This window comes from Streptomyces albofaciens JCM 4342 (assembly GCF_008634025.1).
Taxonomy (GTDB): Bacteria; Actinomycetota; Actinomycetes; order Streptomycetales; family Streptomycetaceae; genus Streptomyces; species Streptomyces albofaciens.
The window spans coordinates 3,245,750-3,269,937 of the sequence record NZ_PDCM01000002.1; the positions used below are offsets into that span (position 1 = coordinate 3,245,750).

Sequence of the window (24,188 nt, forward strand, 5' to 3'; positions counted from 1 at the left end):
CGCACCCGTCTCGACGGCCCGGTTTCCCGCAGCAGCGGGGCCGGGCCGTCGGCGTGCGTGCCCGCGCTCGGCAGGCCCCGCGCGCCCCCCGATAGCCTCGTCCCATGAGCAAGCCGCCCACCCTCACCTTGCCCGCGTGCGCCCGCGCACGCCGACTCGTCACCGAACGCGGCGAGTTCGCCGTCCACGACGCCCGCCCCGGCGGGACACCGGCCGGGACCGCGCTGCTCGTACCGGGCTTCACCGGCAGCAAGGAGGACTTCATCGGCCTCCTGGAGCCGCTGGCCGCCGCGGGGTTCCGGGTGGTGGCCGTGGACGGCCGGGGACAGCACGAGACGCCCGGCCCGGACGACGAATCCGCTTATGCGCTGAGCGAGTTGGCGCAGGACGTACTCGCCCAGACGCGCGCCCTGGACGCCGGTCCGGTCCATCTCCTGGGCCACTCCTTCGGCGGCCTCGTCGCCCGTACCGCCGTTCTGCGCGACCCCGCCCCGTTCCGCTCCCTGACCGTCATGAGCTCCGGGCCGGGCGCCATCGTCGCGGCCCAGCAGGCCCGGGTACGGATGCTCATCGACGCCCTCGGGCGGATGGACATGCAGTCGGTGTGGCTGGCCATGCGCGACCTCGACCCGCCGGAGGCCGAGGACGCCGCCACCCCGCCCGAGATCGGCGCGTTCCTGCACCGTCGGTGGATGAACACCGCGCCGCGGCAGCTGGCCGCCACCGGACGGCAGATGATCGCGGAGCCGGACCGGGTGGCGGAGCTGGCCGCCGTGCCCCTGCCCAAGCACGTCGTGTCGGGCACGGCGGACTACGTCTGGCCGGTGTCGGAGATGGACGCGATGGCCGAGCGGCTGGGGGCCCGCCGCACGGTGGTCGAGGGCGCGGAGCACTCCCCCAACGCGCAGCAGCCGGCCGCGACGGCGGCGGCGCTCGCCGCGTTCTGGCACGACGCGGACCGCGAGAGGGAACACGAGGGGGAACGCGAAACGGACCGCGAGAGGGAGCGCGAGAGGGAGCGCGACGCGGGCCGCAAGGGGGGCCGCTAGCCGGACGGCCGGCCGACGGCCGCGCCCCCGCGCGCAGCCCTGCGCTCGCGCCTGCACCTGCACCTGACCCTGCGCCCGCACCTGCCCCTCCCCCGCGCGCACCCCTGTCTCCGCGCCTACCGCTGACCCCCGCGCGTAGCCCTACCCCTGCGCCCGTACGTGCTCCCAGAAGCCGTCCCGTAGCGCCCGGCGCAGGTCCGCGTGCCCGCGCAGCGAGTGCCGCAGCAGGGCCTCGGCCGCGGTCAGCAGCTCCTGGTCGACCGCGCCGGGCAGGTACGGGTGGCCGGGCAGCAGCTCGGTGACCCAGGGGGCGCCGCGTTCGGCCAGCCAGCGGGCGGCGACCCGCGCGCCGATGAAGCGCACCTCGTCGCGGGTGGGCGGCACACCGCCGCTGCCGTCGGCCACCGGGTCCACGCCGTCGGACGCGACGGCCCGCCGGGTCACATACGGTTTGCAGAACTCCAGGTCGAAGGTGCGCTGGCTGTCCACCTCCCACAGCAGCGGCTCGGCCTGGTTCCGTCCGTCCACCGCCTCGATGCCCCACAGGTGGACCCGGGCGCCGTAGCCCTGCGCCGCCTCCACCGCCGAGACCAGGTCCTCGTCGCCGCCGATGAGCACCGCGTCGCTGATCGCGCGGTGCCGGGCCAGCGACTCCAGATCGGAGCGGATCAGCGAGTCGACGCCCTTCTGCTGGTTGTTCGCGTTCAGGTTGCCGAGCCGGACCTTGACGTCCGGCAGCTCGGCGACGCGCTGCTGTTCCGCGGTGTGGATGCGGCGCCGGGCGCCGTCGTACCAGTAGACGCGCAGCAGCCGGCTGTCCGGGAAGATCATTCGGGCCTTGTCGATGAACGCCTCGATGAGGCCCTCGGCGTCCAGCTCGAAGGCCCGCCGGTCCTCCGTCCCGACGACCAGCCGCCCGGCGGCGGCGTACGCATAGCCCGCGTCGACGAAGACCGCATGGGTGGACGGGGTGGTGGCGACCTCCGCGAGCACCCGCGTGAGCAGCTCGTTCGTCCGCTCGATGCCCGCGAGCACGGCGGTGAGGTCGGGTGGGGGGCCGGTGGGCCGCGCGTCGTCGTTCATACGGGCCCATTGTCCGGCCGGTCACTCAGCGCGCACAACCGCTCTCGCTACCCGCCAGTATTTAGACGGCCGAAAAATTTCTTTAGCGTAGGGAATGATTGCAGGGAGCATGTCGTTGTACCCACTGGGAACGCAGGGGCAGCGACGCCCCACGCGTACCCCGTACAACAGCAAAGTTCTCCGCAGGAGGATCAGACGAAGGGAGAAGCCGTTATGCGCTTCGAGATCATGCGCCTGGACGATGTCGACGGCACCGCCGTGGACAGCACCGTCGTGGACGCCGCCTCCGTCAACCGGATCGTGCAGCAGGCCGCCGCAGTCGGCCAGCGCATCTACATCCGCCCAGCCGACACCGCCGCCCGATGACACACGCCGCGTCACACATGCACGCGTGACGTAACGCGTCATGTCCGGCGCACGGAGCGCCCCGCACGAATCACTTCGCGCGGGGCGCTTCGCGTGTCCGGGCTCCGGCGTGGGTCCGATTCCTGTGTCCGAGCCCAGTGTCCGGACCCGGTGCGCGGACCGGCGAGGCCGTCAGCCGCCGCGGACCAGCCGTCAGCCGCCGCGCACCACCTGCATGACGCCGTTGATGATCTGCTGCACCGCGAGCGCGGAGAGCATCATGCCGGCGAGCCGGGTCACCAGCACCACACCGCCGTCCTTGATCACGCGGATGATCACCAGCGAGAAGCGCATCACGACGTAGAGCACCACGTGGATGGCGACGATCGCCGCCCATACCGACAGCTCGGCGCTGAACCCGTCCGCGTGCTGCACCGCCAGGATCACCGAGACGATCGCGCCCGGCCCGGCCAGCAGCGGCATGCCCAGCGGCACCAGCGCCACGTTGACGTCCTTGGTCTGCGTCGGCTGCTCCGACTTGCCGGTCAGCAGGCTGAGCGCGACCAGCAGGAGCAGCAGCCCGCCCGCGATCATCAGCGCGGGCGGCGTGATGTGCAGCCGGCCGAGGATCTGCTCACCGAAGAGGCCGAAGACGGCGATGACGCAGAACGCGACGGTGGCGGCCTGCCAGGCCATCTTGCGCTGCACCTTGGCGGGGCGGCCGGAGCTGAGGGCGAGGAAGATCGGGATGATCCCGGGCGGGTCCATGATCACGAACAGGGTGACGAAGAGGGTGCTGAAGACAGCGAAGTCGAACACGGTGATGGCCTTGCGAGAGGTGGTACGAGAGGCGGTACAAGAGAACGAGTGGTGGACGGTCGGCGGCGGGGGCGGCGAGGAGTGACGGAACAGGAGTTGAGGGGAGGGACGGGAAGGGACGGGGAGGGAGTGCCGGGAAGGGGTTACGGAAGAGGGGTGACGCCGGGCGCGCTCAGGGGGCGCGGGAAGACCCGGGAGGGCGCACGGACGTGTACGCGCCGGTCGTACGAGCCCGCGGGCACAGCAGGCGAGCGCGCCCAGGACGTGCTGGAGCCCAACGAGGCGATCACCCGCCGCGGGTGCTGAGCGCGGTACGGACCGCCCGGCCGGAGCGCGGTACGGGTCAGCCGCCCGCGCCGGGTACGGGGAAGGCGCCGGTCGCGCGGCGCACGATCTCGCCGTAGATCTCGGGGTCGGTGGTGTACTCGCCGAGCGCGACGGTCTTGCGGCTGCCGTGGTAGTCGCTGGAGCCGGTGGTCAGCAGGCCGAGGTCGGCGGCGAGGCCGCGCAGGCGCGCCCGCGCGGCGTCGTCGTGGTCCATGTGGTCCACCTCGACGCCGTCCAGCCCGGCCGCCGCCAGCTCGGCGATGACGCTCTCGGGGACGGTCCGCCCGCGCTTGACCGCCAGCGGGTGCGCGAAGACGGTCACCCCGCCCGCGGCCTTGACCAGGCGTACCGCGTCGAACGGGTCGAGTTCGTGCTTGTCGACGTAGGCCCGGCCGTCGTTGGCGAGCCACTGCGGCGTGAAGGCGTCGGAGACGGTGTCGACCACGCCCAGCTCCACCATCGCGGCGGCGACGTGCGGACGGCCCACCGCACCGTCCCCGGCAATCCGCGCCACCTGCTCCCAGGTGACCGGGACGCCCAGTTCCCGGAGCTTGGCGACCATGCCCTGGGCGCGCGGCACCCGGTCGTCGCGGACCAGTTCCCGTTCGCGGGCGAGTTCGGGCTCGTCGGGGTCGAAGAGGTACGCCAGCATGTGCATGCTCACGCCGCCGATACGGCAGGACAGCTCGGTCCCGGTGACCAGCGTCAGCCCCGCCGGCAGCGCGGCCCTGGCCCCGGCGTACCCGCCCACGGAGTCGTGATCGGTCAGCGCGACGACGTCCAGCCCGGCCGCGGCGGCGTTGCGTACCAGCTCGGCGGGGGTGTCCGTACCGTCGGAAGCAGTGGAGTGGGTGTGCAGGTCGATGCGCACGACGCGGAACTCCAGACTGCTGCGGGGCGGGCCAGGGGGACGTCAGAAGAATACCGGCCACCCGGCAGCCCCTCGAACGCATGCCCGCGCGGGCTCCGTCACACACGGTGCCGGGGCTCTTGGCCGGTGACCGTCCATGTGGCGCGCGATCGCGTTTGCCCATGGGAGAACCGCGGAGCGGGCTGCCCGCTCAGGCGAGCAACCGCGGCGACAGCGCCCCGCACGGCAGCAGGTCCACCTCGGCACCGGCGTCGCGCAGGTCGGTGAGCACCAGCTCGTCGTACAGGAGCAGGCCCGACTCGGCGGGCCAGACGACGGCCCACAGCCACAGCCCGCGCGCCTCCCCCGCGAAGACGGCGCGGTCCTCGGGGGCCCCCGAGACATGCCACAGCGGTGTCGGACGTCCGGCCGCCAGCACCTTCACGTGCGGCGGTTTGTCCACGCACATGTGGGGGCCGGGGTCGGGGCCGTCGATGCCGGCGTAACGCGCGCCGAGGCCGACGCCCAGTTCCTCCGCGATCAGCAGCAGTTCGCCGGGGCCGCCGAGCGGGCCCGGCCCCGAGCAGGCCACGGCGGTGGCGCGGCCGCCGCTGCGGTCGTCGCCCGCGCAGGCCACGCCCGTGAACAGCCAGCCGACGGGCAGCGGCCACGGCATCCACACCGGCACGCAGGCGCGGCGCACGACCACGGCGAGCGCTTCGACGCTGGGCGGGACGACCGGTTGCAGCGGGTGCACGGTGCCGTGCACGCCGCACTGCCAGGAGTCGGCGAAGAGACCGGGCGCCCGCACCCGGCCACCGCACTTCGGGCAACTGGGTTCGCCCCTCATAGAGCCCCACGGTCCTCCGGGCCGGGCGCCGCGTCAAGGACGATCACCCATCCGGAGCCGCGGCCGGGCCTTCACCGCGTTAGTTGTAGCTTGCACTCTTTAGATGAGCTAACTTATTGTGTGTATACAGCAACGTTTCCTCGGGCCCCGGCCCGTTGGAGCGGGAAGCCCACGAGCAGGAAGGGACAGCGGCATGCGGTCAAGCGACACCGGCGGCCACGGCGGCGCCGGAGAGGATCCGTTCGACGAGGGCGGCCGAAGCATCCTGCGCCAGCCGATGGCCGTCTGGGCCACGGCGGGCGCCTCGGTCGTCGCGTTCATGGGCATCGGCCTCGTCGACCCGATCCTCCCCTCGATCGCCAAGGGACTGCACGCCTCCAACAGCCAGGTCTCCCTGCTGTTCACCTCCTACTTCCTGATCACCGCGATCGCGATGCTGGTCACCGGCTTCGTCTCCAGCCGGATCGGCGGCCGCAAGACGCTGCTGGCCGGACTGGCGCTGGTGGTCGTCTTCGCGGCCCTGTCCGGCACGTCCTCCTCGGTGGGCGAACTGGTCGGCTTCCGGGCCGGCTGGGGCCTCGGCAACGCGCTGTTCGTCTCCACCGCGCTCGCCGTCATCGTGGGCGCGGCGCATCCCATAGGGGCATCGCGAAGCGATTCGGCTCGGGGCGGTGGCGAGCGACGGGAGGGCGGAAGCGCCGCGGCGATCCTGCTGTACGAGTCGGCGCTCGGCCTCGGCATGGCCTGCGGGCCGCTGCTCGGCGCGGTCCTCGGCGACATGAAGTGGCGCTACCCCTTCTTCGGCACCGCCGTCCTGATGGCCATCGGCTTCGTCGCGATCACCGCGTTCCTCAAGGAGCAGCCCCGCCCGGCCCGCAAGACGTCCGTACTGGACCCGGTCAAGGCGCTCGGCCACGGCGGCCTGGCCTCCACCGCCGTCTCCGCTTTCTTCTACAACTACGCGTTCTTCACGGTGCTGGCCTTCACGCCGTTCGTGCTGGACATGAGCCCGTACAAGTCCGGCGGTGTGTTCTTCGCCTGGGGCGTGCTGCTCGCCGTCTTCTCCGTGCTGGTGGCGCCGCGCGTCCAGGAGCGCTTCGGGTCGCTGAAGGTGCTGGGCGGCTCGCTGGTGCTGCTCGCCGTGGACCTGCTGGTGCTCGGGTACGGCAACCACACCACCGCCGTCGTCTGCACGATCCTGTCCGGCGCCTTCATCGGCCTGAACAACACCGTCTTCACCGAGCTGGCCCTCGGCGTCTCCGACGCGCCGCGGCCGGTGGCGAGCGCGGGCTACAACTTCGTGCGCTGGTTCGCCGCGGCGGCGGCGCCGTTCCTGGCGCCGAAGATCGAGGAGTGGACCGACGCGCATGTCCCGTTCGTGGTCGCGGCGCTGGCGGCGCTGGTCGGCGCGGCCATCGTGGCCGTACGGCGCCGGGCGCTGACCCTGCGGGCGCACGAGCTGGCGCCGCGGCACGCCACCGAGGACGGGGTGTCCGCCTTCGCCGGCTGACGGGCCTTCAGCACCACGGTACGGTGCGCCGCCCACCCGGGCGGCGCGCCGCACGCCGTCACGCCGCCCGTACGCCGTCACGCCCGCCCGTACGCCGGAGCGCCCGCCCCACGGCACGCCGGTCCTGTCCCTGCCAGCCCCAGGCAGCGCCGATCCTGTAAACCTCCGCCCCGCCCCCGCCCGCGCCGATCCCGTACGGCACCCGCCCTACGCCAGCGAAACCCCCGCACGCAGCGGATCGCGCAGATCCGTCCCGCTCTTGAGCCACCGCTCCTGGAGCGCCTCCGCGCCGTGCACCCGCTTCCAGGCGGCCTCGTTGGGCGTCATCGGCAGCAGCGGCAGGAAGCGGACCGGGTCCAGCGGCTCGTCCAGCTCCAGGTCCTCGATCAGGCCGCCGGACTCCGCGACCAGTACGGATGTGAACGGCGCGCCCGGCCACAGCGGCTCCCCCACGTCCAGTGCCGCGCCCGGCGCCACGATCACGCCCTCGACCTGCGGGGACGCGGCGAGCACGGCGAGCGCGCGGAGCGCCTTGTCGGTGTCGGCGCGGCCGGCCCGCACCGAGAGGACCAGTTCGGCGCGCGGGCCGCGCACCGGGTCGGCCAGTACCGCCGTGGGGTCGGTCATCGGCCGGTCCGACATTCCGAGGGTGACATAGCGCACGAGATCACCGTCCGGGCCGCCGCCGAGGAAGCGCAGCACCTCGATCCGGTCGGTGCCGAGGAAGGTGACGGCGGCGCGCGCGTCCGGCTCGCCCAGGGTCGTACGCAAACGGGCTTCGACCAGCTCAAGAACGTCAGACATGCCGCGAGCATAGGCCGGGGCGCGGGCCCGGCCGCCGCCGCCCGGCGAACGGGCGTACGCGTCGCCGGGACGTGCGCGGGGGCGTTCGTATGGAACGGGCAAAGGCGCGCCGGATCGGTTCCGACGGCTGATAGCCTTGCCGTCTGGTCAGGGAATGACGTTCGTCCCCCAGCGGGGACCGGCCGGAGGAGGTGGGGCTGCGGTGGATCCAAGTCGACCGTGCAGTACCGACAGTTCTCCCGTCATCTCCCCGCGCGCCCAGCGGCTTTCTTGATCCAGGGGCTTCCGTACCCCCGCCGCCCGCGGTGAAACCCGCGAAGTGCCTTCGCGCCGGAAGCAGATGACGGAAGAGCGCCTTCGACTCTCGTTTCCGTGTTTTCTGCGAACTGCCGTCAGACCTGCGCACGGAGCGCCGCCCGCTTTGCGGACGTATGGCCAGCGCCGACGCGTACGTCCACGTTCCGGGCAGCGTTACGCCGCGCGCCCGCGGCTGGCGGCCGGCCCGTGAAGGAGCCTGCCCATGTCGATGATCCGCGACCTGCGTGCCGCCGTCCGCCCGTCCCGGCGGCGCGAGGACTCCCCGTCGTACAAGTACGAGGCCGGCCCCCGCCAGGCCGCCCACGCCAACAGCGCCATCGTGGACTGCGGCGTCTACCGCGACGGCCGGCGCGTCAGCGACCACGTCACCCCGTCCCAGGCGATGACCTCCGTCCGCGCCGACGGCGGCTTCGCGTGGATCGGGCTGCACGAGCCCACCGAAGCGGAATTCGCCGAGATCGCGCGGGAGTTCGGGCTGCACCCGCTGGCGGTGGAGGACGCCGTCCACGCCCACCAGCGGCCCAAGCTGGAGCGCTACGACGACACCCTGTTCACCGTCTTCAAGACGGTCCACTACGTGGAGCACGCGGAGCTGACCGCCACCAGCGAGGTGGTGGAGACCGGCGAGGTGATGTGCTTCACCGGCCGGGACTTCATCGTGACCGTGCGGCACGGCGGCCAGGGCTCGCTGCGCGCGCTGCGCCACCGCCTCCAGGACGACCCCGAGCTGCTCGGCAAGGGCCCCTCCGCGGTGCTGCACGCCATCGCCGACCAGGTCGTGGACGGCTACATCGCGGTGGCCGGGGCGATGCAGGACGACATCGACGAGGTGGAGATCGACGTCTTCAGCTCCGGGTCGGACGGCAAGGGCACGGGCGGCAAGGGCTCGGCGAAGGGCGGCGACGCCGGGCGGATCTACCAACTCAAGCGCGAGGTACTGGAGTTCAAGCGGGCCGTGTCGCCGCTGCTGCGGCCGATGCAGGTGCTCAGCGAGCGGCCGATGCGGCTGATCGACACCGACATCCAGAAGTACTTCCGGGACGTGGCCGACCACCTGGCCCGGGTCACCGAGCAGGTGCTCTCCTTCGACGACCTGCTCAACTCGATCCTCCAGGCCAACCTGGCGCAGGCGACGGTGGCGCAGAACGAGGACATGCGCAAGATCACCTCATGGGCGGCGATCTTCGCGGTGCCCACGATGATCGCCGGGATCTACGGCATGAACTTCGAGTACATGCCCGAGCTGAAGTGGAAGTACGGCTACCCGCTCGTCCTCCTGGTCACGGTCGCCATCTGCTTCGGCATCCACCGCGGCTTCAAGCGCAACGGCTGGCTGTGACGCCCGGCGGTCCGGGCGGCCCGCCCGGACCCCGTCGACCCCATTAGGCTGGCCCCATGACGGAGACCGTGTCACAGGCGCTGCTGGACCGCGCGCTCATCGAAGAGGCCACGAAGAAGTCCGGCCTCATCTGGGTACAGGGCGCGAGCGGCCCGGCGCGGGCGCTGTGGCACGTCTGGCACGACGGCGCCGCGTGCGTCGTCGGCACCGCCTCCGGCCGTGCGGACCGGGCCGCCGACCCCGCCGACGAGCAGCCGCTGCACGACCTCGGCCTGGTGGACGGCGGCACCGCGACCGTCACCGTACGCAGCAAGGACAAGGGCGGCCGGCTGGTCAGCTGGCAGGCCCGGGTCGGCGAGCTGGCCCCGGACGGCGAGGCGTGGCAGGCCGCCGTGGAGGACCTCAAGGGCAAGCGGCTGAACGCGCCGGACGCGGAGACGATGCCGGAGCGCTGGGCACGCGAATGCCGCGTCCTGAAGCTGACCCCGGTCGCGGAGGCCGCGGCCCACACGGATTTCGACGGCTCCTCCCAGGCGGCCACGCCCCTCCCCACCCCGGCCACCACACGTCAGCCGATCCCCGCGGCCCTTCCGAAGCTTCTCCGGAGGAAGCGGAAGGGGTGAGGGCCGGCGGGCCCCCTGGCCCGGGCTTGCGGCGCCCGGCTGATCCGGAGGACGACGTCCGGCTGTTCCGGAAGATCCGCCCTAGTCGCCGATCGTGATCGACTTGCCGTAGTCGATCACTTGGCCCGCCTCCGGCGCCCGCAGGTCCACCGGCTTGTCCCAGTCGGTGAGCCGCACCTCCCCGGCGCCGCCCGCGCGGCGCAGCCGCAGCGGGTACGGCTTGCCTTCGAGGGAGACGTCGAGCGTGCCGCCGGAACCCTGGGCGGCGGCGATGCGGATGGAGCGGGTGCCGTCGACGGTGCCGCGCTCGCCGGTGGTCAGCTTGCCGTGCAGGCCCAGCAGGCTGCTCAGGAGCGTGCTCTTGTCCGTGAAGCCGCTGAAGCGCTGGTAGACCGGGTCGGAGGCGGGCACCTTCACGTACTTGCCGATGAGCTTGGAGGCGGCCGTCCCGTCGCTCTTCGACGGGTCGGCGCTCTTCTCGCGCTCCCAGAAGCCGGCGTCCGCCTTCAGGTACAGCGCGTCGCCGACCCGCAGCAGCTGGAAGGTGGCGGCCTTGGTGGACAGCTGGCCCTGGGCGCCGTTCCGCCCGAGCCGCATGTCGAACTTGTACGTACGGCCCTGGCTGACCAGGTTGCCGGCCAGCCGTACCGTTCCGGCACCGCGGGCGGCCGTCTGCGCCTTGGTCTGGATCTGGTCGGCGGGCAGCTTGCCGACCCCGTTCGTGCCGGCGTCCGGGTCCTCGGCCGCACAGCCCGCCAGCACCCCGGCGAGCACCGCGCACACCGCCGCCGTCAGCGCCGCCCCGCGCCTGCGGTGCGGTACGGCCGGGCGGCGGGAGCAGGCCCGGGCGGGGCCTGCCGGGGGGAATGTGGTCACGACGGCTCTGCTTCCTGGTGCGGATGACCTCGGCGGCAGTACGGCAGCGTACCCGGGGCGGGCACGCCGTACGGCGGAGTACGTGGTGGACACCGTACGGCCCTTCCCACCCGGGCGGCACCGGCCGGTGCACGTTAGCCTGAATTCGGATCAAGGCTCCGCGGGAGGCTTCACCTGCGGCGAAGCGGCAACACGTAACGCGAGGCAGGAACGGGCGCGACCGTGGCGACGCGGCGGCCCGGACACGGCGGCGGCGGAACGGAAGCGGAGGCACTCGGCATGGCGGTGGTCACCCCCCGGGTGTTCGTCTCGCACCTCTCGGGCATCGCCGTCTTCGACCCCAACGGCGACCAGGTCGGCCGGGTACGCGACCTGGTGGCGCTGCTGCGGGTCGGCGGCCGGCCGCCCCGGCTGCTGGGCCTGGTCGTCGAGGTGATCAGCCGGCGCCGGATCTTCCTGCCGATGACCCGGGTGACGGGTGTGGAGTCCGGCCAGGTCATCACCACCGGCGTGGTCAACATGCGGCGCTTCGAACAGCGCGCCTCGGAGACGCTGGTCCTCGGCGAGCTGCTGGACCGCCGGGTGCGCCTGGTCGAGACGGGCGAGGAGGCCACCGTCCTCGACATCGGCATCACCCAGCTGCCGGCCCGCCGCGACTGGGAGATCGAGAAGGTCTTCGTGCGGAAGGGGAAGGGCGGGGCGCTGCGTCGCAAGGGAGAGGTGCTGACGGTCGAGTGGTCGGCGGTCACCGGTTTCTCGCTGGAGGAGCACGGGCAGGGCGCGGAGAACCTGCTCGCCACCTTCGACCAGCTGCGCCCGGCCGACCTGGCGAGCGCCCTGCACCACCTGACGCCGAAGCGGCGCGGCGAGGTGGCGGCCGCGCTGGACGACGCCCGGCTGGCGGACGTCCTGGAGGAGCTGCCGGAGGACGACCGGGTCGAGATCATGGGCAAGCTCGCGGAGGAGCGGGCCGCCGACGTCCTGGAGGCGATGGACCCGGACGACGCCGCCGACCTGCTCTCCGAGCTGCCGGAGGAGGAGAAGGAACGTTTGCTCGGTCTGATGCGGCCGGACGACGCGGCGGACGTACGGCGCCTGATGGCGTACGAGGAGCGCACCGCGGGCGGCCTGATGACGACCGAGCCGATCGTGCTGCGGCCGGACGCGACGATCGCGGACGCGCTGGCCCGGGTGCGCGACCCGGACCTCTCGCCGTCACTGGCCGCGCAGGTGTACGTGTGCCGGCCGCCGGACGAGACGCCGACCGGCAAGTACCTGGGCCTGGTGCACTTCCAGCGGCTGCTGCGCGACCCGCCGTTCACGCTCGTCAGCTCCGTCGCCGACACCGACCTGCCACCGCTTCCGCCGGACACCCCGCTGAACGACGTGACCAGCTATCTGGCCACCTACAACATGGTCGCGGCGCCCGTCGTGGACGAGAGCGGCTCCCTGCTGGGCGCGGTGACCGTCGACGACGTACTGGACCACCTGCTGCCCGAGGACTGGCGCGAGGCGGAGATGCACGGCCCGCCCGGCGCAGCGGCGGACCGGGAGGGAGAGCCGGACGATGGGCGCTGAGGAACGGGACGGTGTCAAGGAGCGCGCGCGGGCGCTGAGCGCGACGCCCGGGTCCGGAGTGGGCGGCGGGCGCCCCCGCGTGCGCCTGGACCAGCCGCGCGCGCCGCGCCGCAGCCTGCTGCCGGAGTACGACCCGGAGGCGTTCGGGCGGCTGTCGGAGAAGATCGCCCGCTTCCTGGGGACCGGCCGCTTCATCGTCTGGATGACGGTGATCATCGTGGTGTGGATCATCTGGAACGTCGCCGCGCCCGACCATCTGCGCTTCGACAAGTACCCGTTCATCTTCCTGACGCTGATGCTCTCGCTCCAGGCGTCCTACGCGGCCCCGCTGATCCTGCTCGCGCAGAACCGGCAGGACGACCGGGACCGGGTCACCCGCGAACAGGACCGCAAGCAGAACGAGCGCGCCATCGCCGACACCGAGTACCTGACCCGGGAGATCGCGGCGCTCCGGCTGGGCCTGGGCGAGGTGGCCACCCGCGACTGGATCCGCTCCGAACTCCAGGACGTGCTCAAGGAGCTGGAGCTGCGTCAGCTGGTGGACGCGGAGAGCGAGGGGGAGTACCGGCGGCGGGAGTAGCCGGGGGCGGGCCGAGGAGGGGACCGGCACGCCGGGAGTGACGAACACGACCGCCGACCGGCCTTTCCGGAGGCCCCCTCAAGCGCCGTACCCTTGGCACATGGCTACCGACACGCCCCGAAGCGCAGCGCCCAGCGAGGACGCGGTCCGCGCCGCGCTCGCCACGGTGAACGACCCCGAGATCCACCGCCCCATCACCGACCTCGGCATGGTCAAATCGGTGGAGATCGCGGCGGACGGCACGGTCGCGGTGGCGGTCTATCTGACGGTCGCGGGCTGCCCGATGCGCGAGACGATCACCGCGAACGTGCGGGACGCCGTGACGCGCGTCGAGGGCGTCACCGGCGTCCAGGTCGAGCTGGACGTGATGAGCGACGAGCAGCGCAAGGAGCTGGCCTCCGCGCTGCGCGGCGGCACCGCCGAGCGCGAGGTGCCGTTCGCCAAGCCCGGCTCGCTGACCCGGGTGTACGCGGTCGCCTCCGGCAAGGGCGGCGTCGGCAAGTCCTCGGTGACGGTCAACCTGGCCGCGGCGATGGCCGCCGACGGCCTGAAGGTCGGTGTGGTGGACGCCGACATCTACGGCCACTCGGTGCCCCGGATGCTGGGCGCGGACGGCCGGCCCACCCAGGTCGAGAACATGATCATGCCGCCGTCGGCCAACGGCGTGAAGGTCATCTCCATCGGCATGTTCACCCCGGGCAACGCCCCGGTGGTCTGGCGCGGCCCGATGCTGCACCGCGCGCTCCAGCAGTTCCTGGCCGACGTGTACTGGGGCGACCTGGACGTGCTGCTGCTCGACCTGCCCCCGGGCACCGGTGACATCGCCATCTCGGTGGCGCAGCTGATCCCGAACGCGGAGATCCTGGTCGTCACCACCCCGCAGCAGGCCGCGGCGGAGGTCGCCGAGCGGGCCGGCTCCATCGCCGTACAGACCCACCAGAAGATCGTCGGCGTGGTGGAGAACATGTCCGGGCTGCCCTGCCCGCACTGTGACGAGATGGTGGACGTGTTCGGCACCGGCGGCGGCGAGCGGGTCGCCGAGGGCCTGACGAAGACGACCGGCACACAGGTGCCGGTGCTGGGCGCCATCCCGATCGACGTCCGGCTGCGCGAGGGCGGCGACGAGGGCAGGCCGGTGGTGCTGACCGATCCGGAGTCCCCCGCCGGCGCGGCGATCCGCGCCATCGCGGGCAAGCTGGGCGGCCGGCAGCGCGGCCTGGCGGGCATGTCGCTGGGCATCACGCCGCGCAACAAGTTCTGAGCCGGTCCGGGCGCCGCGCGACGCGGTGGCCGGAACGCGCGGAGGGGCGGGCCCGACGGGCTCGCCCCTTCTCGGTGCTGCCGTCCGGGCCGGCCGGGCCGGTCTCCGGCCGCTCGGGTGGCCTCCGGCCCCGCCCTCAGTCCGCGGTCACGCCCTCCGCGGGCACGTCGTCCGCCCGCGCGTCCTCCCTGGCCGCGCCGCGCCTGCCGTGCTCGTACACGCTCAGGTCCTTGACCACGGCGAAGCCCAGCCCGTACGCGCTCATCCCGCGCCCGTACGCCCCGATGTGCACGCCCCCGGGGCCGTCACCGGCCGAGCCGGCCAGCACCCAGCCGTACTCCGACTCGCGGTAGCGGAACGGTGTCGGCACGCCGTCCACCGGCAGCGTCAGCGCGCTCCAGCCCTCGCCGCCGAGGTCGTCGGCCAGCTCCCAGGCGAGCATCGTCTGCTGGTCCAGCCAGTCCTGGCGCAGCGAGCGGTCCATCTGCGTCGGCCACGTACGGGAGAGCAGGCCCGACCCGGCGAGCCAGGCCGCCGTGGCGACGGAGGTGGCCTCCAGGACTCCCGTGCCGTCGGCGCTGCGCCGCACCGGCCGGCTCGCGACGGTCACCACGATCGCGAAGCGTTCCGCGTCCGGCGCGGTCTCCACCCTTATGGTGGGTTCCTGGCCGTGGCCGGTGGCGCCGTGCTCGACCGTGCCGTCCGCCGCCGCGCCGACCTGCATCAGCCAGCGGGGGCCGGTGAACGCCTCGTCGAGTCCGTACCACGGGAACGCGGCCATCAGATAGCCGTCCACCTTGCGCGCGGCGTCGGCGGTGACCGCCTGCACTCCTGCCCGACCCGTCGTCTCCATCTGCGCGGAGCCTCCTAGTTGCCCAATGTCGTGGGCGGCCCGCCCCCCTCAGGCGACCTCACCCCGGACACGGGGAGCATAGTCAACCCGGTCGGCACCAGCAGGCATAAGGCTTGCATAAGACGAGTCAGGTGGCATCAGGGTCGAACGGCGGGCGCTCGCCCGGCGAGGACTTCGCGCCCTTCTTGAACAGGTCGGGCGCCGCGGACCCGCCGCCGGAGCCCGTGTCCGGCCCGCCCTTGTCGAAGCTCACCCGGGACGCGGACCCCCGGTCGGCGGAGGAGGCGCTGTCGGTGCCGTGCACGGCGTCCGTGACCTCGGCCATCTCCTTCTTCAGGTCGAAGCCGTTACGGATCTCCTGAAGGCCGTACTGGTCGTTCTCCAGCACGTGCTTGCGCACGAAGTTGCGCGGCTTGAGGTCCTCGAACTCGAAGTCCTTGAACTCCGGCCCCAGCTCGCTGCGGATGTCCTCCTTGGCGTTGTCCGAGAACGCCCGCACCTTGCGCACGAACCCCATGACATCCGAGATCACCTTGGGCAGCTTGTCCGGCCCGAAGATCAGAACCGCAAGGATCACGAGCGCGACCAGCTCTAGGGGTCCTATGTCGAAGAACACCTTGCAGCTCCTTGGGGTAATCCGCGGCCTACCGGGACCTGAGGGTCGAGGGGGACATGTCCGGCCTATGGGCCAGGCCGCCTATCACGGTACCTGGCCCCGGGCGTCCGGCGGGAGTCGCCCGCCCCAACACCGCGCAAACGCTCCCGGCGGGTGCCCGGGGCCGCGCTCATTCCTGGCTGGAGGCGCCCAGCGTGAGCTGCGCGGTCTGCTCCCTGCCGTCCCGGCGCAGGGTCAGCGTGAGCCGGTCGCCCGGCCGGTGGCTGCGGATCTTGATGATCAGCTCCTCGCCGCTGTGCACGGGCTGCCCGTCCACCTTGGTGATCACGTCGCGTGGCTGGATGCCCGCCTTGGCGCCCGGGCCGCCGGGGGTGACGGGGGCCCCGCCGTCCTTGCTCTTGGAGCTGACCCGCGCGCCGTCGCCCGCGTACTCCATCTCCAGCGTGACCCCGATCACCGGGTGCATGACCTTGCCCTTGTTGATCAGCTGTTCGGCCACCCACTTGCCCTGGTTGATCGGTATGGCGAAGCCCAGGCCGATGCTGCCGCCCTGGCCGCCGCCCTCCAGGCCGCCGCCGGAGTTGCCGGCCGCGCGGATGGCGCTGTTGATGCCGATCACCCGGGCCCGGGAGTCGACGAGCGGGCCGCCGGAGTTGCCCGGGTTGATCGGGGCGTCGGTCTGCAGGGCGTCCACGTACGAGACGTCGCTGCCGTCGCCCTTCTTGCCGCCCGCGGTGATGGGCCGCTGCTTGGCGCTGATGATGCCCGCGGTCACCGTGTTGGCCAGGTCGTACGGGGCGCCGATGGCCACGACCGGGTCGCCGACCCGTACGGAGTCGGAGTCGCCGAGGGCCAGCGGGCGCAGCCCGGAGACGCCCTGGACCTGCACGACGGCCAGGTCGTAGCCGCCGTCCCGGCCGATGACCTTGGCCTTGGCGGTCTCGCCGCCGCTGAAGGAGACCGATATCTCGCCGCCGGTGCCGGCCGGCTCGACGACATGGTTGTTGGTGAGGATGTGGCCCTGCTTGTCGAGGACGAAGCCGGTGCCGGTGCCCTGCTCGGCGTTGCCGCGGACGTGCAGGGTGACCACGCTAGGCAGGGCCGCCTGAGCGATGCCGGCGACGCTGTCCGGCTTGCGGCCGCCGCCCTGGTCGCCGGTGTCCTGCGGCAGCTCGATGGAGCCCAGGCCGCCGTTGCGCTCGATGTACGCGCCGACGCCGCCGCCGACGCCGCCCGCCAGCAGCGCCAGCGCGACCGCTCCGGCGGCCAGCGCGCCGCGGCGGCTGCGCCGGGGAGGCGCCGGGGGCGGGGGCGGCGTGCCCAGCGGCATCGCCGCGCCGTGCTGCGGCGTGCGCCACGGGTCGTACTGCTGCCAGTGGCCCGTCGCCCCGCCCTGCTGGTGCATCCCCGGCGGCGGTACGGGCGGCGGCCCCGGGTGGGTCCCGCTATGCGCCTCGGGCGGGAGCGGCGCACCGGACGCGTCGTGCGCCACGGCGGGCAGCCGCGCGCCGTCGCCCTTGGCGAGCACGGTGGTGTCCGTGCCGGAGGACGGGGTGGCCGCGGGATCGTACGGGGCGGCCGTGGCGTGCGCGGAAGGGTCGTGCGCGGTCGGCTCGGCCTGCGGCATCGGCGTACGGACGGAGTCGGCGTACGGCTGGGGCTGGGCCGCCGCCGGGGCCGCGGCAGGCTGCGGCTGGGCCGGGTACGGCTGCTGGGGCGGTACGGGCGCGGCGGTGCCGTGGGCCGGGGTGGCCGTCGGGCGCTGCACCGGCGGCGCGGGTGCCCAGGGCCCGGGGTCGCCGTACGGAGGCGTGCCGTACGGGTCCTGGGGGTGCAGCGGCTGCCGCGGCGGGGCGGACGGCGGCGCGGGGACCCGGTCGGCCGGCGGCGGTACGTCGGAGGGCGCGCCGGAGGCGGCCGGTCCCGATGCCGCGCCAGGGCCGGACGCACCGCCCGGTGCGGGCGCATCACCCGACGTCACATCATCCCCCGAAGCCCCGGGCACCTCACCGCTTCCGCCCCCAGCCCCCGCCGGGAACTCCCGCGTCGGGGCGTCCCGTTCGGGACCCGGCGCCGCGTCACCGGGCACGGCCCCGGAGTCCGCCGCCGGATGCGCGGGCCGCTGCCCCGGCCGGCTCCACCAGTTCCGCTTCGGCCCGGCGGCCGTCCCCTCGTCCATGATCTCCCCACCGATTCGCCCGCTGTGTCACGCGGGCATCGCCACCTCACCGGCGGCGCGTCCGGCAAGAGCCCGGCGAAAAGCGCCACCCGGACAGCGATTCAACCAGGTCCGCGCGGCCGCGCGCAGGGTCCGGTCAGCGCGGGGCGGGGCGGTGGGCGGTCAGCGCCTCCCGGGAGGCGGGGGCGGGCGGTCCGAAGGCCCCGGCCAGGGGGCGCCCGGCGTCCGCGGACGGCGACGGCGGGCCTTCGGCACGGGCGCCGGGCGGCGGGGACGCGACGGCCGGTGCGAGGTACGGCAGGCTCTGACCGCTCAGCACCGTCAGGGCGGAGCGGCCGTCGGACGGCCGGACGGGCAGCGGTGGGGCGGGGCGCGCGGCCGCCGGCGCGGACGGCCCGGTCAGCCCCAGTGAGCTGGGCGCCGGCTCCGCGGTGATGCCCGCGACCGGGAGCGTACGGGACCAGGGGGTGCCGGTGGCGGACATCGGCGCGCCCTGGCCCGGGCCGGGCCGGCCGTAGAGGCCCGGGGTGGCGCTGAGCGGTGTCGTCTGGCTGCCCGTACCGTCCGTACGGCCGCCAGGGGTGTCGACCGCGGCCTCCAGCGGCAGCGCGCCGCCGAGCGCGAACGCCGCCAGCGAGACCGCGCCGGCCGCCGCGGCGGCGAACCGGCGGCGCTGCGGCGCGGACCGCTCCGCCTCGTGGATACGGAACCCCCGCGAGCGCGGCTGCCGCGGCACCGCGCCGATGGCGTGGGCGCCGGACGGGGCGTAGCGGATCGAGCCGCCGCGCGCCTCGAAGTCGCCGCCCGCGGCGAGGTCACCGCCGAACGCGCCGCCGCCGAGGCCGCCGCGGCCCAGCCGCCTTCCATAGCCGTCGGCATCACCTCCGGGCAGGCCCTGGAGACGCGCCAGCAGCCCCTCGGAGGGTCCGGGGGGCGCGGTTTCCGCGAAGACGTTCTTCAGCTGTCGCTGGTCGTCGGCCTCCGCCTTGCACTTTCCACACGTAGCGAGATGCGCGAGCACCCGCTCGCGCGCGTCATGCCCCAACTCCCCGTCGACCAGAGCCGCGAGGCGGTCGCCGAGATGATGCTCGGCGGGGGACGGACCGCCTGTACCGCTCACGCGATTCCGACCTCCCCTGTAGTGAGCGAAGTGAGCGTCCGCTGTTCGCGCTCGCGCTCCTCGGCGCGGGCGGCCGGGGAGCGGTGCTTGAGCGCCTTGCGCAGGTGGGAGCGGCCGCGGTGGATCCGGCTGCGGACCGTGCCCAGCTTGACGCCAAGGGTGGCGGCGATCTCCTCGTACGACAGGCCCTCGATGTCGCAGAGCACCACGGCGGCGCGGAACTCGGGCGCGAGGGTGTCCAGCGCCTGCTGCACGTCGGCGTCGAAGTGGGTGTCGTTGAAGTGCTGCTGCGGGGAGGGCTCGCGGCTGGGGAGCCGCTCGGCCGCGTCGTCGCCGAGCGCGTCGAAGCGGATGCGCTGGCGGCGGCGGACCATGTCCAGGAAGAGGTTGGTCGTGATGCGGTGCAGCCAGCCCTCGAAGGTGCCGGGGGTGTACGTCGACAGCGAGCGGAAGACGCGGACGAACACCTCCTGCGTCAGGTCCTCGGCGTCGTGCTGGTTGCCGGTGAGGCGGTAGGCGAGCCGGTAGACACGGGTGCTGTGGGTGCTGACGATCTCCTCCCAGCTGGGCGGGGACCAGACCTGCGCGTCCGCTTCGGCGGCGAAGGTCGCTGTCGTAGCGGTGTCGGCGGCCCCTGCCCGGCCCTTGAGGCCGTGGGAGCGGGAACGGTCAGCGGTGTCTGTCACGGATTTCGGCTCGACGGCCGACCGCCTGAAGCGCCTGCGCGCCCATCGGTCACCCGTCGCAGCCGCACCTCCCCTGGTGGCTCTGGTGGTGTCCAGTAGAGCCCCTACCATATCCACCTCGCCCGTTAGCTCCGGATAAGCAGATTTGACCTGCTTTTGGTCTGGCTTCGTGTCATCCCGCACATCTCGCTGGGTCTTCACCGACGCATCCCCCCTGCAGTGCCTCAACGCCCGGTCCCATCTGCGGGTTCCCGCACGCAGCGGATACAGTCACGGTTGCGTCAACTACGGGGACAGGAGAGGGCCATTACCGGCAACCGGCAGACGAGCTTGGCATTCGCCGAGGCGTACGGCGCCGGGACCATCGACGACAAGGCCGACGCCGCCCTGCACTGGTCCCGCGAGCGCGCGCGGGAGGCGGGCATCCGCGCGGTCTCCACGGGCACCGGCACCGCCCTGCGCCTGCTGGCCGCGACGGCGGACGCCAAGGCGGTCGCCGAGATCGGCACCGGCACCGGAGTGTCGGGTATCTACCTTTTGCACGGTATGCGGCCGGACGGCGTCCTGACGACGGTCGATCTGGAACCGGAACGGCAGCAGTTCGCGAAGCAGGCGTTCCGGGAGGCGGGCTTCGCCGGCAACCGCGCGCGCTTCATCCCCGGCCGCGCCCTGGACGTCCTGCCCCGGCTCGCGGACGGCGGCTACGACCTCGTCTTCTGCGACGGCGACCGCATGGAGTGCCTCGACTACCTCGCTGAATCGTTGCGGCTGCTGCGCCCCGGCGGCCTGGTCTGCTTCGAGGGCGTCTTCGCCGACGGCCGTACCGTCGACTCCGCGGCCCAGCCCGCCGAGGTGCTGCACCTGCGGGAGCTGCTGCGGACGCTGCGCGAGAGCGACGCGCTGGTCTCGTCCCTGCTGCCGGTGGGCGACGGGCTGCTGTGCGCGGTCAAGCGCGGATGATCACGGGCGGGCGGCGGGCGGGCGGCGCCCTGGAACGAAAACGGCCCCGGCAGGCGTCGCGCATGCGCGCGAGCACCGGCCGGGGCCCGGGTATTCGGCTGGGGGTCCAGGGGTCAGCCCCGGGAAACCGCAGCATCAGGGCGGCTGCCCTGTCAGACGGTGACCTTTTCCAGGGCCTCGCCCAGGGCCTTGGCTTCGTCGGGAGTCAGCTCGACGACGAGTCGACCGCCGCCTTCGAGCGGAACGCGCATGACGATGCCCCGCCCCTCCTTGGTCACCTCGAGCGGGCCGTCGCCCGTCCGCGGCTTCATGGCCGCCATGCTCGTTCCCCTTCCTGAAACCAGCTCACGCAGCCGACAACCCAGGTGTCACCGGCATCGAACACATTGCTTCCAGGCCATTATCCCGCATCGCACGACCCGATGACCAACATCGGGGAGCATCCCTTCGGCAACGCGCTCTCGCAAAACCACCCAATTCGGGGAGTGGGCTGCGATACTTCGCCATCGACCGGTGTCCGGTCCCGGCCGGTTGTTTGACGTACGTCACATGACGGGCGCCGATGATCTCCGGCATCCTGAGCGACGGCTGCCACAGCCGGGCAGCCCGAGCCGCGACGGAGGGACCCCTCACCATGGCCGACACCGTGCTCTACGACGTCACCGACGGCGTCGGGACGATCACCCTCAACCGTCCCGACGCGATGAACGCGATGAACACGGAGGCCAAGGCCGCCCTGCGGGACACGCTGCGGGAGGCCGCCGCCGACCCGGCCGTACGGGCCGTCCTGCTGACCGCCACCGGGCGGGCCTTCTGCGTGGGACAGGACCTCAAGGAGCACGTCGGGCTGCTGGCCGAGGACCGCGCGACCGGCTCCGGGCAGACCATGAGCACCGTGCGCGAGCACTACAACCCCATCGTCACGGCGCTCGCCGGGATGCCGAAGCCGGTGGTGGCGGGGGTGAACGGGGTCGCGGCGGGCGCCGGCGCCGGCTTCGCGCTGGCCGCCGACTTCCGGGTGGTCGCCGACACCGCCTCCTTCAACACCTCCTTCGCGGGCGTCGCGCTCACCGCCGACTCCGGGATCTCCTGGACGCTGCCCCGCCTCGTCGGCCACGGCCGCGCCGCCGACCTGCTGCTCTTCCCGCGCAGCATCACCGCCCAGGAGGCCTACGGCCTGGGCATCGCCAACAAGGTCGTCCCGGCGGCGGACTTGGCGGCCGAGGCGGCGGCGGTGGCGCGCACGCTGGCCGCGGGGCCGACCGCCGCCTACGCCGCGATCAAGGAGTCCCTGGCGTACGGGGCCGCGCACACCCTCACCGAGACGCTCGCCAAGGAGGAGGAACTCCAGACGCGGGCCGGCGCCTCGGAAGATCACCACATCGCGGTGGAGGCCTTCGTGAAGAAGGAGAAGCCGCGCTTCCTGGGGCGCTAGCCGGGAGAAACCCCGGGCCCGGCAGCCCGGCCGGACCGCGGTTCCCGTACGGCCCGGCCGGACGCCCGCCGCCCGGCCGGGTCATGGCACGGGCTCTCAGCCCACCGCCGCCGCCTCCACCGCGTCCCGCACATGGCAGTCCGCGAGGTGGTCGTTGACCAGGCCGCACGCCTGCATGGTGGCGTACGCCGTGGTGGGGCCGACGAAGCGGAAACCGCGCTTCTTCAGATCCTTGGCCAGCGCCGTGGACTCCGGGGTGACCGGCGCGACGTCGGCGAGGGTGCGCGGCGCGGGCCGGGCGGCGCGCTCGGGAGCGTACGACCAGATCACCCGGTCCAGCTCGCCCGGGGCCAGTCCGGCCGCCACCCGGGCGTTGTTGATCACCGCATGGATCTTGGCGCGGTTGCGCACGATCCGGGGGTCGGTGAGCAGCCGCTCGGCATCCGCCTCGGTGAACCGGGCGACCGCCTCGATCCGGAAGTCCGCGAACGCGGCCCGGAAGCCCTCGCGGCGGCGCAGGATCGTGATCCAGGACAGCCCGGACTGGAACGCCTCCAGGCTCATCCGCTCGAACAGCGCGTCGTCGCCGTGGACCGGCAGGCCCCACTCGGTGTCGTGGTACGTGCGGTAGTCGGCCATCTTCTCCGACTCCATGCCCCAGGGGCAGCGCGGCACCCCGTCCGGGGCCGTGATCACTGAAGTCATCGGGTGGTCTTCCCCTCTTCCTCGTCCCCGGACGCCGGGGCCTCCCCCTGGGCCGGCCGCTCCCCGGACGGGCCGGCGGGCCCGCCCTCGACCAGGCCGGGCGCGCCCATCGCCGCGGCGTGCGCCCCCGCGAGGGCGGACTCCAGCTCGGCGATCCGCGCGTCCCGCTCGGCCAGCTCGGCGCCGAGCCGGTCCAGGACGTCGTCGACGTCGTTCATCCGGTAGCCGCGCACGCACACCGCCAGGCGCAGCGCCTCCACGTCGGCCCGGGAGGCGGGCCGGTCGGCGGGCAGCGGGTCGTACAGCCGGTCCGGCGCGGCCTCGCCGAGACCGCCTTGCGCACCGCCGCCGACCACGGCGAGCGTGACCGCGGCGACCACCGCGACCATCGCGATCAGCAGGAACCAGAACACGACCATCTCCCCGAACTATGTGTTGCCCCTGATCGTGCCATGCGGGTGTGACGGTTAGGGTCGCTGCCGGACCACGAAGAGGGAGAAGCGATGCTGCGGCTGGGCCATCGGGAATTCACTGCGCACGAACCGGTGATCATGGCGATCGTGAACAGGACCCCGGACTCCTTCTACGACCAGGGGGCCACCTTCAGCGACGAGCCCGCGCTCGCCCGGGTGGAGCAGGCGGTGGCCGAGGGCGCCGCGATCATCGACATCGGCGGGGTCAAGGCGGGACCGGGCGCGGAGGTCAGCGCCGAGGAGGAGGCCCGGCGCACGGTCGGCTTCGTGGCCGAGGTGCGCCGGCGCCACCCGGACGTGGTGATCAGCGTGGACACCTGGCGGCACGACGTGGCCGAGGCGGTCTGCGAGGCCGGCGCCGATGTGCTGAACGACGCCTGGGGCGGGGTGGACCCGAAGCTGGCCGAGGTCGCGGCCCGCTACGGCGCCGGCCTGGTGTGCACCCATGCGGGTGGTGTGCAGCCGCGGACCCGCCCGCACCGGGTGGCGTACGAGGACGTGATGGCGGACATCCTCCGGGTGACGCTGGGCCTGGCCGAGCGCGCGGTGGAGCTGGGCGTCCGCCGGGACGCGATCATGATCGACCCGGGGCACGACTTCGGGAAGAACACCCGGCACAGCCTGGAGGCGACGCGCCGGCTCGGCGAGATGACCGCCGCCGTCCCCGGCGACCTCGGCTTCGACCGGGCGGGGAACACCCCGTTCCCGGTGCTGGTCTCGCTGTCGAACAAGGACTTCGTCGGCGAGACGCTGGACAAGCCGGTCAAGGAGCGGCTGCTCGGCACGCTGGCGACGACCGCGGTGTCGGCGTGGCTGGGCGCGCAGGTCTACCGCGTCCACGAGGTCGCCGAGACCCGGCAGGTGCTGGAGATGGTGGCCTCGATCGCCGGACACCGGCCCCCGGCGGTGGCCCGCCGGGGACTCGCCTGACCCGTACGGGCGTGTCGCC

25 protein-coding genes are annotated in these 24,188 nt (G+C 73.3%); 11 read left to right on the top strand and 14 right to left on the bottom strand.

Features of this window, described 5'->3' with window-relative positions:
- The first annotated feature begins 104 nt into the window (after nt 1-104).
- Entirely contained in the window at nt 105-1,049 is a 945-nt protein-coding gene (locus CP973_RS33970; protein ID WP_244410184.1) for an alpha/beta fold hydrolase, read from the top strand.
- Nucleotides 1,050-1,190: 141 nt separating this feature from the next.
- On the opposite strand, the gene CP973_RS33975 is transcribed toward CP973_RS33970, so the two are convergent.
- The gene (locus CP973_RS33975; protein ID WP_150247680.1) at nt 1,191-2,132 is read right to left on the bottom strand and encodes an NYN domain-containing protein; all 942 of its coding nucleotides are present in this window, start codon (nt 2,130-2,132) and stop codon (nt 1,191-1,193) included.
- A 213-nt stretch (nt 2,133-2,345) separates the two neighbouring features.
- Between CP973_RS33975 and CP973_RS40255 the strand changes: the two genes are divergently transcribed.
- Nucleotides 2,346-2,498: a hypothetical protein gene (locus CP973_RS40255; protein ID WP_003985759.1), complete on the top strand. Its 153-nt coding sequence runs from the start codon at nt 2,346-2,348 to the stop codon at nt 2,496-2,498.
- Between the two features lie 192 nt (nt 2,499-2,690).
- On the opposite strand, the gene CP973_RS33980 is transcribed toward CP973_RS40255, so the two are convergent.
- The 3 genes from CP973_RS33980 to CP973_RS33990 all read right to left on the bottom strand — a co-directional run bounded on the left by CP973_RS33980 (nt 2,691) and on the right by CP973_RS33990 (nt 5,323).
- On the bottom strand, nt 2,691-3,296 hold the full coding sequence (locus CP973_RS33980; RefSeq protein WP_030662258.1) for a MarC family protein: 606 nt from the start codon (nt 3,294-3,296) through the stop codon (nt 2,691-2,693).
- Between the two features lie 343 nt (nt 3,297-3,639).
- Nucleotides 3,640-4,494: a PHP domain-containing protein gene (locus CP973_RS33985; RefSeq protein ID WP_150247682.1), complete on the bottom strand. Its 855-nt coding sequence runs from the start codon at nt 4,492-4,494 to the stop codon at nt 3,640-3,642.
- 190 nt (nt 4,495-4,684) lie between these two features.
- Entirely contained in the window at nt 4,685-5,323 is a 639-nt protein-coding gene (locus CP973_RS33990) for a DUF6758 family protein (RefSeq protein WP_150247684.1), read from the bottom strand.
- A 193-nt stretch (nt 5,324-5,516) separates the two neighbouring features.
- On the opposite strand from CP973_RS33990, the gene CP973_RS33995 reads away from it, so the two are divergent.
- A complete protein-coding gene (locus tag CP973_RS33995; RefSeq protein ID WP_150247686.1) occupies nt 5,517-6,833 on the top strand; it encodes an MFS transporter in 1,317 nt (438 codons plus the stop codon).
- Between the two features lie 207 nt (nt 6,834-7,040).
- Here the strand turns inward: CP973_RS33995 and CP973_RS34000 are convergent, their stop codons facing one another.
- Complete coding sequence (locus CP973_RS34000) at nt 7,041-7,637, bottom strand: suppressor of fused domain protein (RefSeq protein ID WP_150247688.1); 597 nt, start codon at nt 7,635-7,637, stop codon at nt 7,041-7,043.
- A gap of 520 nt (nt 7,638-8,157) precedes the next feature.
- Here CP973_RS34000 and CP973_RS34005 point away from each other — a divergent pair.
- Nucleotides 8,158-9,294 carry a magnesium and cobalt transport protein CorA gene (locus tag CP973_RS34005; RefSeq protein WP_150247690.1) on the top strand — a complete coding sequence of 379 codons (1,137 nt, stop codon included), beginning with the start codon at nt 8,158-8,160 and terminating at the stop codon, nt 9,292-9,294.
- A 56-nt stretch (nt 9,295-9,350) separates the two neighbouring features.
- Nucleotides 9,351-9,917 (top strand): hypothetical protein, encoded by a 567-nt coding sequence (locus tag CP973_RS34010; RefSeq protein WP_150247692.1) that lies wholly within the window; start codon nt 9,351-9,353, stop codon nt 9,915-9,917.
- Nucleotides 9,918-9,998: 81 nt separating this feature from the next.
- On the opposite strand, the gene CP973_RS34015 is transcribed toward CP973_RS34010, so the two are convergent.
- Nucleotides 9,999-10,712 (bottom strand): hypothetical protein, encoded by a 714-nt coding sequence (locus tag CP973_RS34015; protein WP_150250677.1) that lies wholly within the window; start codon nt 10,710-10,712, stop codon nt 9,999-10,001.
- A gap of 360 nt (nt 10,713-11,072) precedes the next feature.
- On the opposite strand from CP973_RS34015, the gene CP973_RS34020 reads away from it, so the two are divergent.
- The 3 genes from CP973_RS34020 to CP973_RS34030 all read left to right on the top strand — a co-directional run bounded on the left by CP973_RS34020 (nt 11,073) and on the right by CP973_RS34030 (nt 14,212).
- Nucleotides 11,073-12,371 (top strand): magnesium transporter MgtE N-terminal domain-containing protein, encoded by a 1,299-nt coding sequence (locus tag CP973_RS34020; protein ID WP_150250679.1) that lies wholly within the window; start codon nt 11,073-11,075, stop codon nt 12,369-12,371.
- Entirely contained in the window at nt 12,361-12,951 is a 591-nt protein-coding gene (locus CP973_RS34025; protein WP_150247694.1) for a DUF1003 domain-containing protein, read from the top strand. The genes CP973_RS34020 and CP973_RS34025 overlap by 11 nt, the downstream gene beginning before the upstream one ends.
- Nucleotides 12,952-13,051: 100 nt before the next feature.
- Nucleotides 13,052-14,212: an Mrp/NBP35 family ATP-binding protein gene (locus tag CP973_RS34030; RefSeq protein WP_150247696.1), complete on the top strand. Its 1,161-nt coding sequence runs from the start codon at nt 13,052-13,054 to the stop codon at nt 14,210-14,212.
- A gap of 136 nt (nt 14,213-14,348) precedes the next feature.
- On the opposite strand, the gene CP973_RS34035 is transcribed toward CP973_RS34030, so the two are convergent.
- The 5 genes from CP973_RS34035 to sigE form a co-directional block, all read right to left on the bottom strand.
- The gene (locus CP973_RS34035) at nt 14,349-15,065 is read right to left on the bottom strand and encodes a hypothetical protein (protein WP_150247698.1); all 717 of its coding nucleotides are present in this window, start codon (nt 15,063-15,065) and stop codon (nt 14,349-14,351) included.
- 127 nt (nt 15,066-15,192) lie between these two features.
- Nucleotides 15,193-15,681 carry a sec-independent translocase gene (locus tag CP973_RS34040; RefSeq protein ID WP_150247700.1) on the bottom strand — a complete coding sequence of 163 codons (489 nt, stop codon included), beginning with the start codon at nt 15,679-15,681 and terminating at the stop codon, nt 15,193-15,195.
- Between the two features lie 169 nt (nt 15,682-15,850).
- Entirely contained in the window at nt 15,851-17,860 is a 2,010-nt protein-coding gene (locus tag CP973_RS34045) for a trypsin-like peptidase domain-containing protein (RefSeq protein ID WP_150247702.1), read from the bottom strand.
- Between the two features lie 136 nt (nt 17,861-17,996).
- On the bottom strand, nt 17,997-18,980 hold the full coding sequence (locus CP973_RS34050) for a zf-HC2 domain-containing protein (RefSeq protein ID WP_150247704.1): 984 nt from the start codon (nt 18,978-18,980) through the stop codon (nt 17,997-17,999).
- Nucleotides 18,977-19,666 carry an RNA polymerase sigma factor SigE gene (gene sigE / locus CP973_RS34055; protein ID WP_150247706.1) on the bottom strand — a complete coding sequence of 230 codons (690 nt, stop codon included), beginning with the start codon at nt 19,664-19,666 and terminating at the stop codon, nt 18,977-18,979. The genes CP973_RS34050 and sigE overlap by 4 nt, the downstream gene beginning before the upstream one ends.
- A 276-nt stretch (nt 19,667-19,942) precedes the next feature.
- Between sigE and CP973_RS34060 the strand changes: the two genes are divergently transcribed.
- Nucleotides 19,943-20,626: an O-methyltransferase gene (locus CP973_RS34060; RefSeq protein ID WP_150247708.1), complete on the top strand. Its 684-nt coding sequence runs from the start codon at nt 19,943-19,945 to the stop codon at nt 20,624-20,626.
- A 152-nt stretch (nt 20,627-20,778) separates the two neighbouring features.
- On the opposite strand, the gene CP973_RS34065 is transcribed toward CP973_RS34060, so the two are convergent.
- Nucleotides 20,779-20,946 (bottom strand): DUF3117 domain-containing protein, encoded by a 168-nt coding sequence (locus tag CP973_RS34065; RefSeq protein WP_003985072.1) that lies wholly within the window; start codon nt 20,944-20,946, stop codon nt 20,779-20,781.
- Between the two features lie 314 nt (nt 20,947-21,260).
- On the opposite strand from CP973_RS34065, the gene chcB reads away from it, so the two are divergent.
- Nucleotides 21,261-22,061, top strand: a complete 801-nt coding sequence (gene chcB, locus CP973_RS34070) for a 2-cyclohexenylcarbonyl CoA isomerase (RefSeq protein ID WP_150247710.1) — start codon at nt 21,261-21,263, stop codon at nt 22,059-22,061.
- Between the two features lie 96 nt (nt 22,062-22,157).
- Here chcB and CP973_RS34075 read toward each other — a convergent pair whose 3' ends face one another.
- The gene (locus CP973_RS34075) at nt 22,158-22,766 is read right to left on the bottom strand and encodes a DNA-3-methyladenine glycosylase I (protein ID WP_150247712.1); all 609 of its coding nucleotides are present in this window, start codon (nt 22,764-22,766) and stop codon (nt 22,158-22,160) included.
- Nucleotides 22,763-23,185, bottom strand: a complete 423-nt coding sequence (locus CP973_RS34080) for a cell division protein DivIVA (RefSeq protein WP_150247713.1) — start codon at nt 23,183-23,185, stop codon at nt 22,763-22,765. Before CP973_RS34080 ends, CP973_RS34075 begins: the two co-directional genes overlap by 4 nt.
- Nucleotides 23,186-23,269: 84 nt before the next feature.
- Between CP973_RS34080 and folP the strand changes: the two genes are divergently transcribed.
- On the top strand, nt 23,270-24,169 hold the full coding sequence (gene folP / locus CP973_RS34085) for a dihydropteroate synthase (protein ID WP_150247715.1): 900 nt from the start codon (nt 23,270-23,272) through the stop codon (nt 24,167-24,169).
- Nucleotides 24,170-24,188 lie beyond the last annotated feature (19 nt).

Excerpts from the sequence above, each read along its gene's own strand:
- CP973_RS33970 (WP_244410184.1), top strand. The coding sequence starts at position 105 with ATGAGCAAGCCGCCCACCCTCACCTTGCCCGCGTGCGCCCGCGCACGC.
- CP973_RS33975 (WP_150247680.1), bottom strand. The coding sequence starts at position 2,132 with ATGAACGACGACGCGCGGCCCACCGGCCCCCCACCCGACCTCACCGCC.
- CP973_RS40255 (WP_003985759.1), top strand. The coding sequence starts at position 2,346 with ATGCGCTTCGAGATCATGCGCCTGGACGATGTCGACGGCACCGCCGTG.
- CP973_RS33990 (WP_150247684.1), bottom strand. The coding sequence starts at position 5,323 with ATGAGGGGCGAACCCAGTTGCCCGAAGTGCGGTGGCCGGGTGCGGGCG.
- CP973_RS33995 (WP_150247686.1), top strand. The coding sequence starts at position 5,517 with ATGCGGTCAAGCGACACCGGCGGCCACGGCGGCGCCGGAGAGGATCCG.
- CP973_RS34000 (WP_150247688.1), bottom strand. The coding sequence starts at position 7,637 with ATGTCTGACGTTCTTGAGCTGGTCGAAGCCCGTTTGCGTACGACCCTG.
- CP973_RS34005 (WP_150247690.1), top strand. The coding sequence starts at position 8,158 with ATGTCGATGATCCGCGACCTGCGTGCCGCCGTCCGCCCGTCCCGGCGG.
- CP973_RS34010 (WP_150247692.1), top strand. The coding sequence starts at position 9,351 with ATGACGGAGACCGTGTCACAGGCGCTGCTGGACCGCGCGCTCATCGAA.
- CP973_RS34020 (WP_150250679.1), top strand. The coding sequence starts at position 11,073 with ATGGCGGTGGTCACCCCCCGGGTGTTCGTCTCGCACCTCTCGGGCATC.
- CP973_RS34025 (WP_150247694.1), top strand. The coding sequence starts at position 12,361 with ATGGGCGCTGAGGAACGGGACGGTGTCAAGGAGCGCGCGCGGGCGCTG.
- CP973_RS34030 (WP_150247696.1), top strand. The coding sequence starts at position 13,052 with ATGGCTACCGACACGCCCCGAAGCGCAGCGCCCAGCGAGGACGCGGTC.
- CP973_RS34035 (WP_150247698.1), bottom strand. The coding sequence starts at position 15,065 with ATGGAGACGACGGGTCGGGCAGGAGTGCAGGCGGTCACCGCCGACGCC.
- CP973_RS34045 (WP_150247702.1), bottom strand. The coding sequence starts at position 17,860 with ATGGACGAGGGGACGGCCGCCGGGCCGAAGCGGAACTGGTGGAGCCGG.
- CP973_RS34065 (WP_003985072.1), bottom strand. The coding sequence starts at position 20,946 with ATGGCGGCCATGAAGCCGCGGACGGGCGACGGCCCGCTCGAGGTGACC.
- chcB (WP_150247710.1), top strand. The coding sequence starts at position 21,261 with ATGGCCGACACCGTGCTCTACGACGTCACCGACGGCGTCGGGACGATC.
- CP973_RS34075 (WP_150247712.1), bottom strand. The coding sequence starts at position 22,766 with ATGACTTCAGTGATCACGGCCCCGGACGGGGTGCCGCGCTGCCCCTGG.
- CP973_RS34080 (WP_150247713.1), bottom strand. The coding sequence starts at position 23,185 with ATGGTCGTGTTCTGGTTCCTGCTGATCGCGATGGTCGCGGTGGTCGCC.
- folP (WP_150247715.1), top strand. The coding sequence starts at position 23,270 with ATGCTGCGGCTGGGCCATCGGGAATTCACTGCGCACGAACCGGTGATC.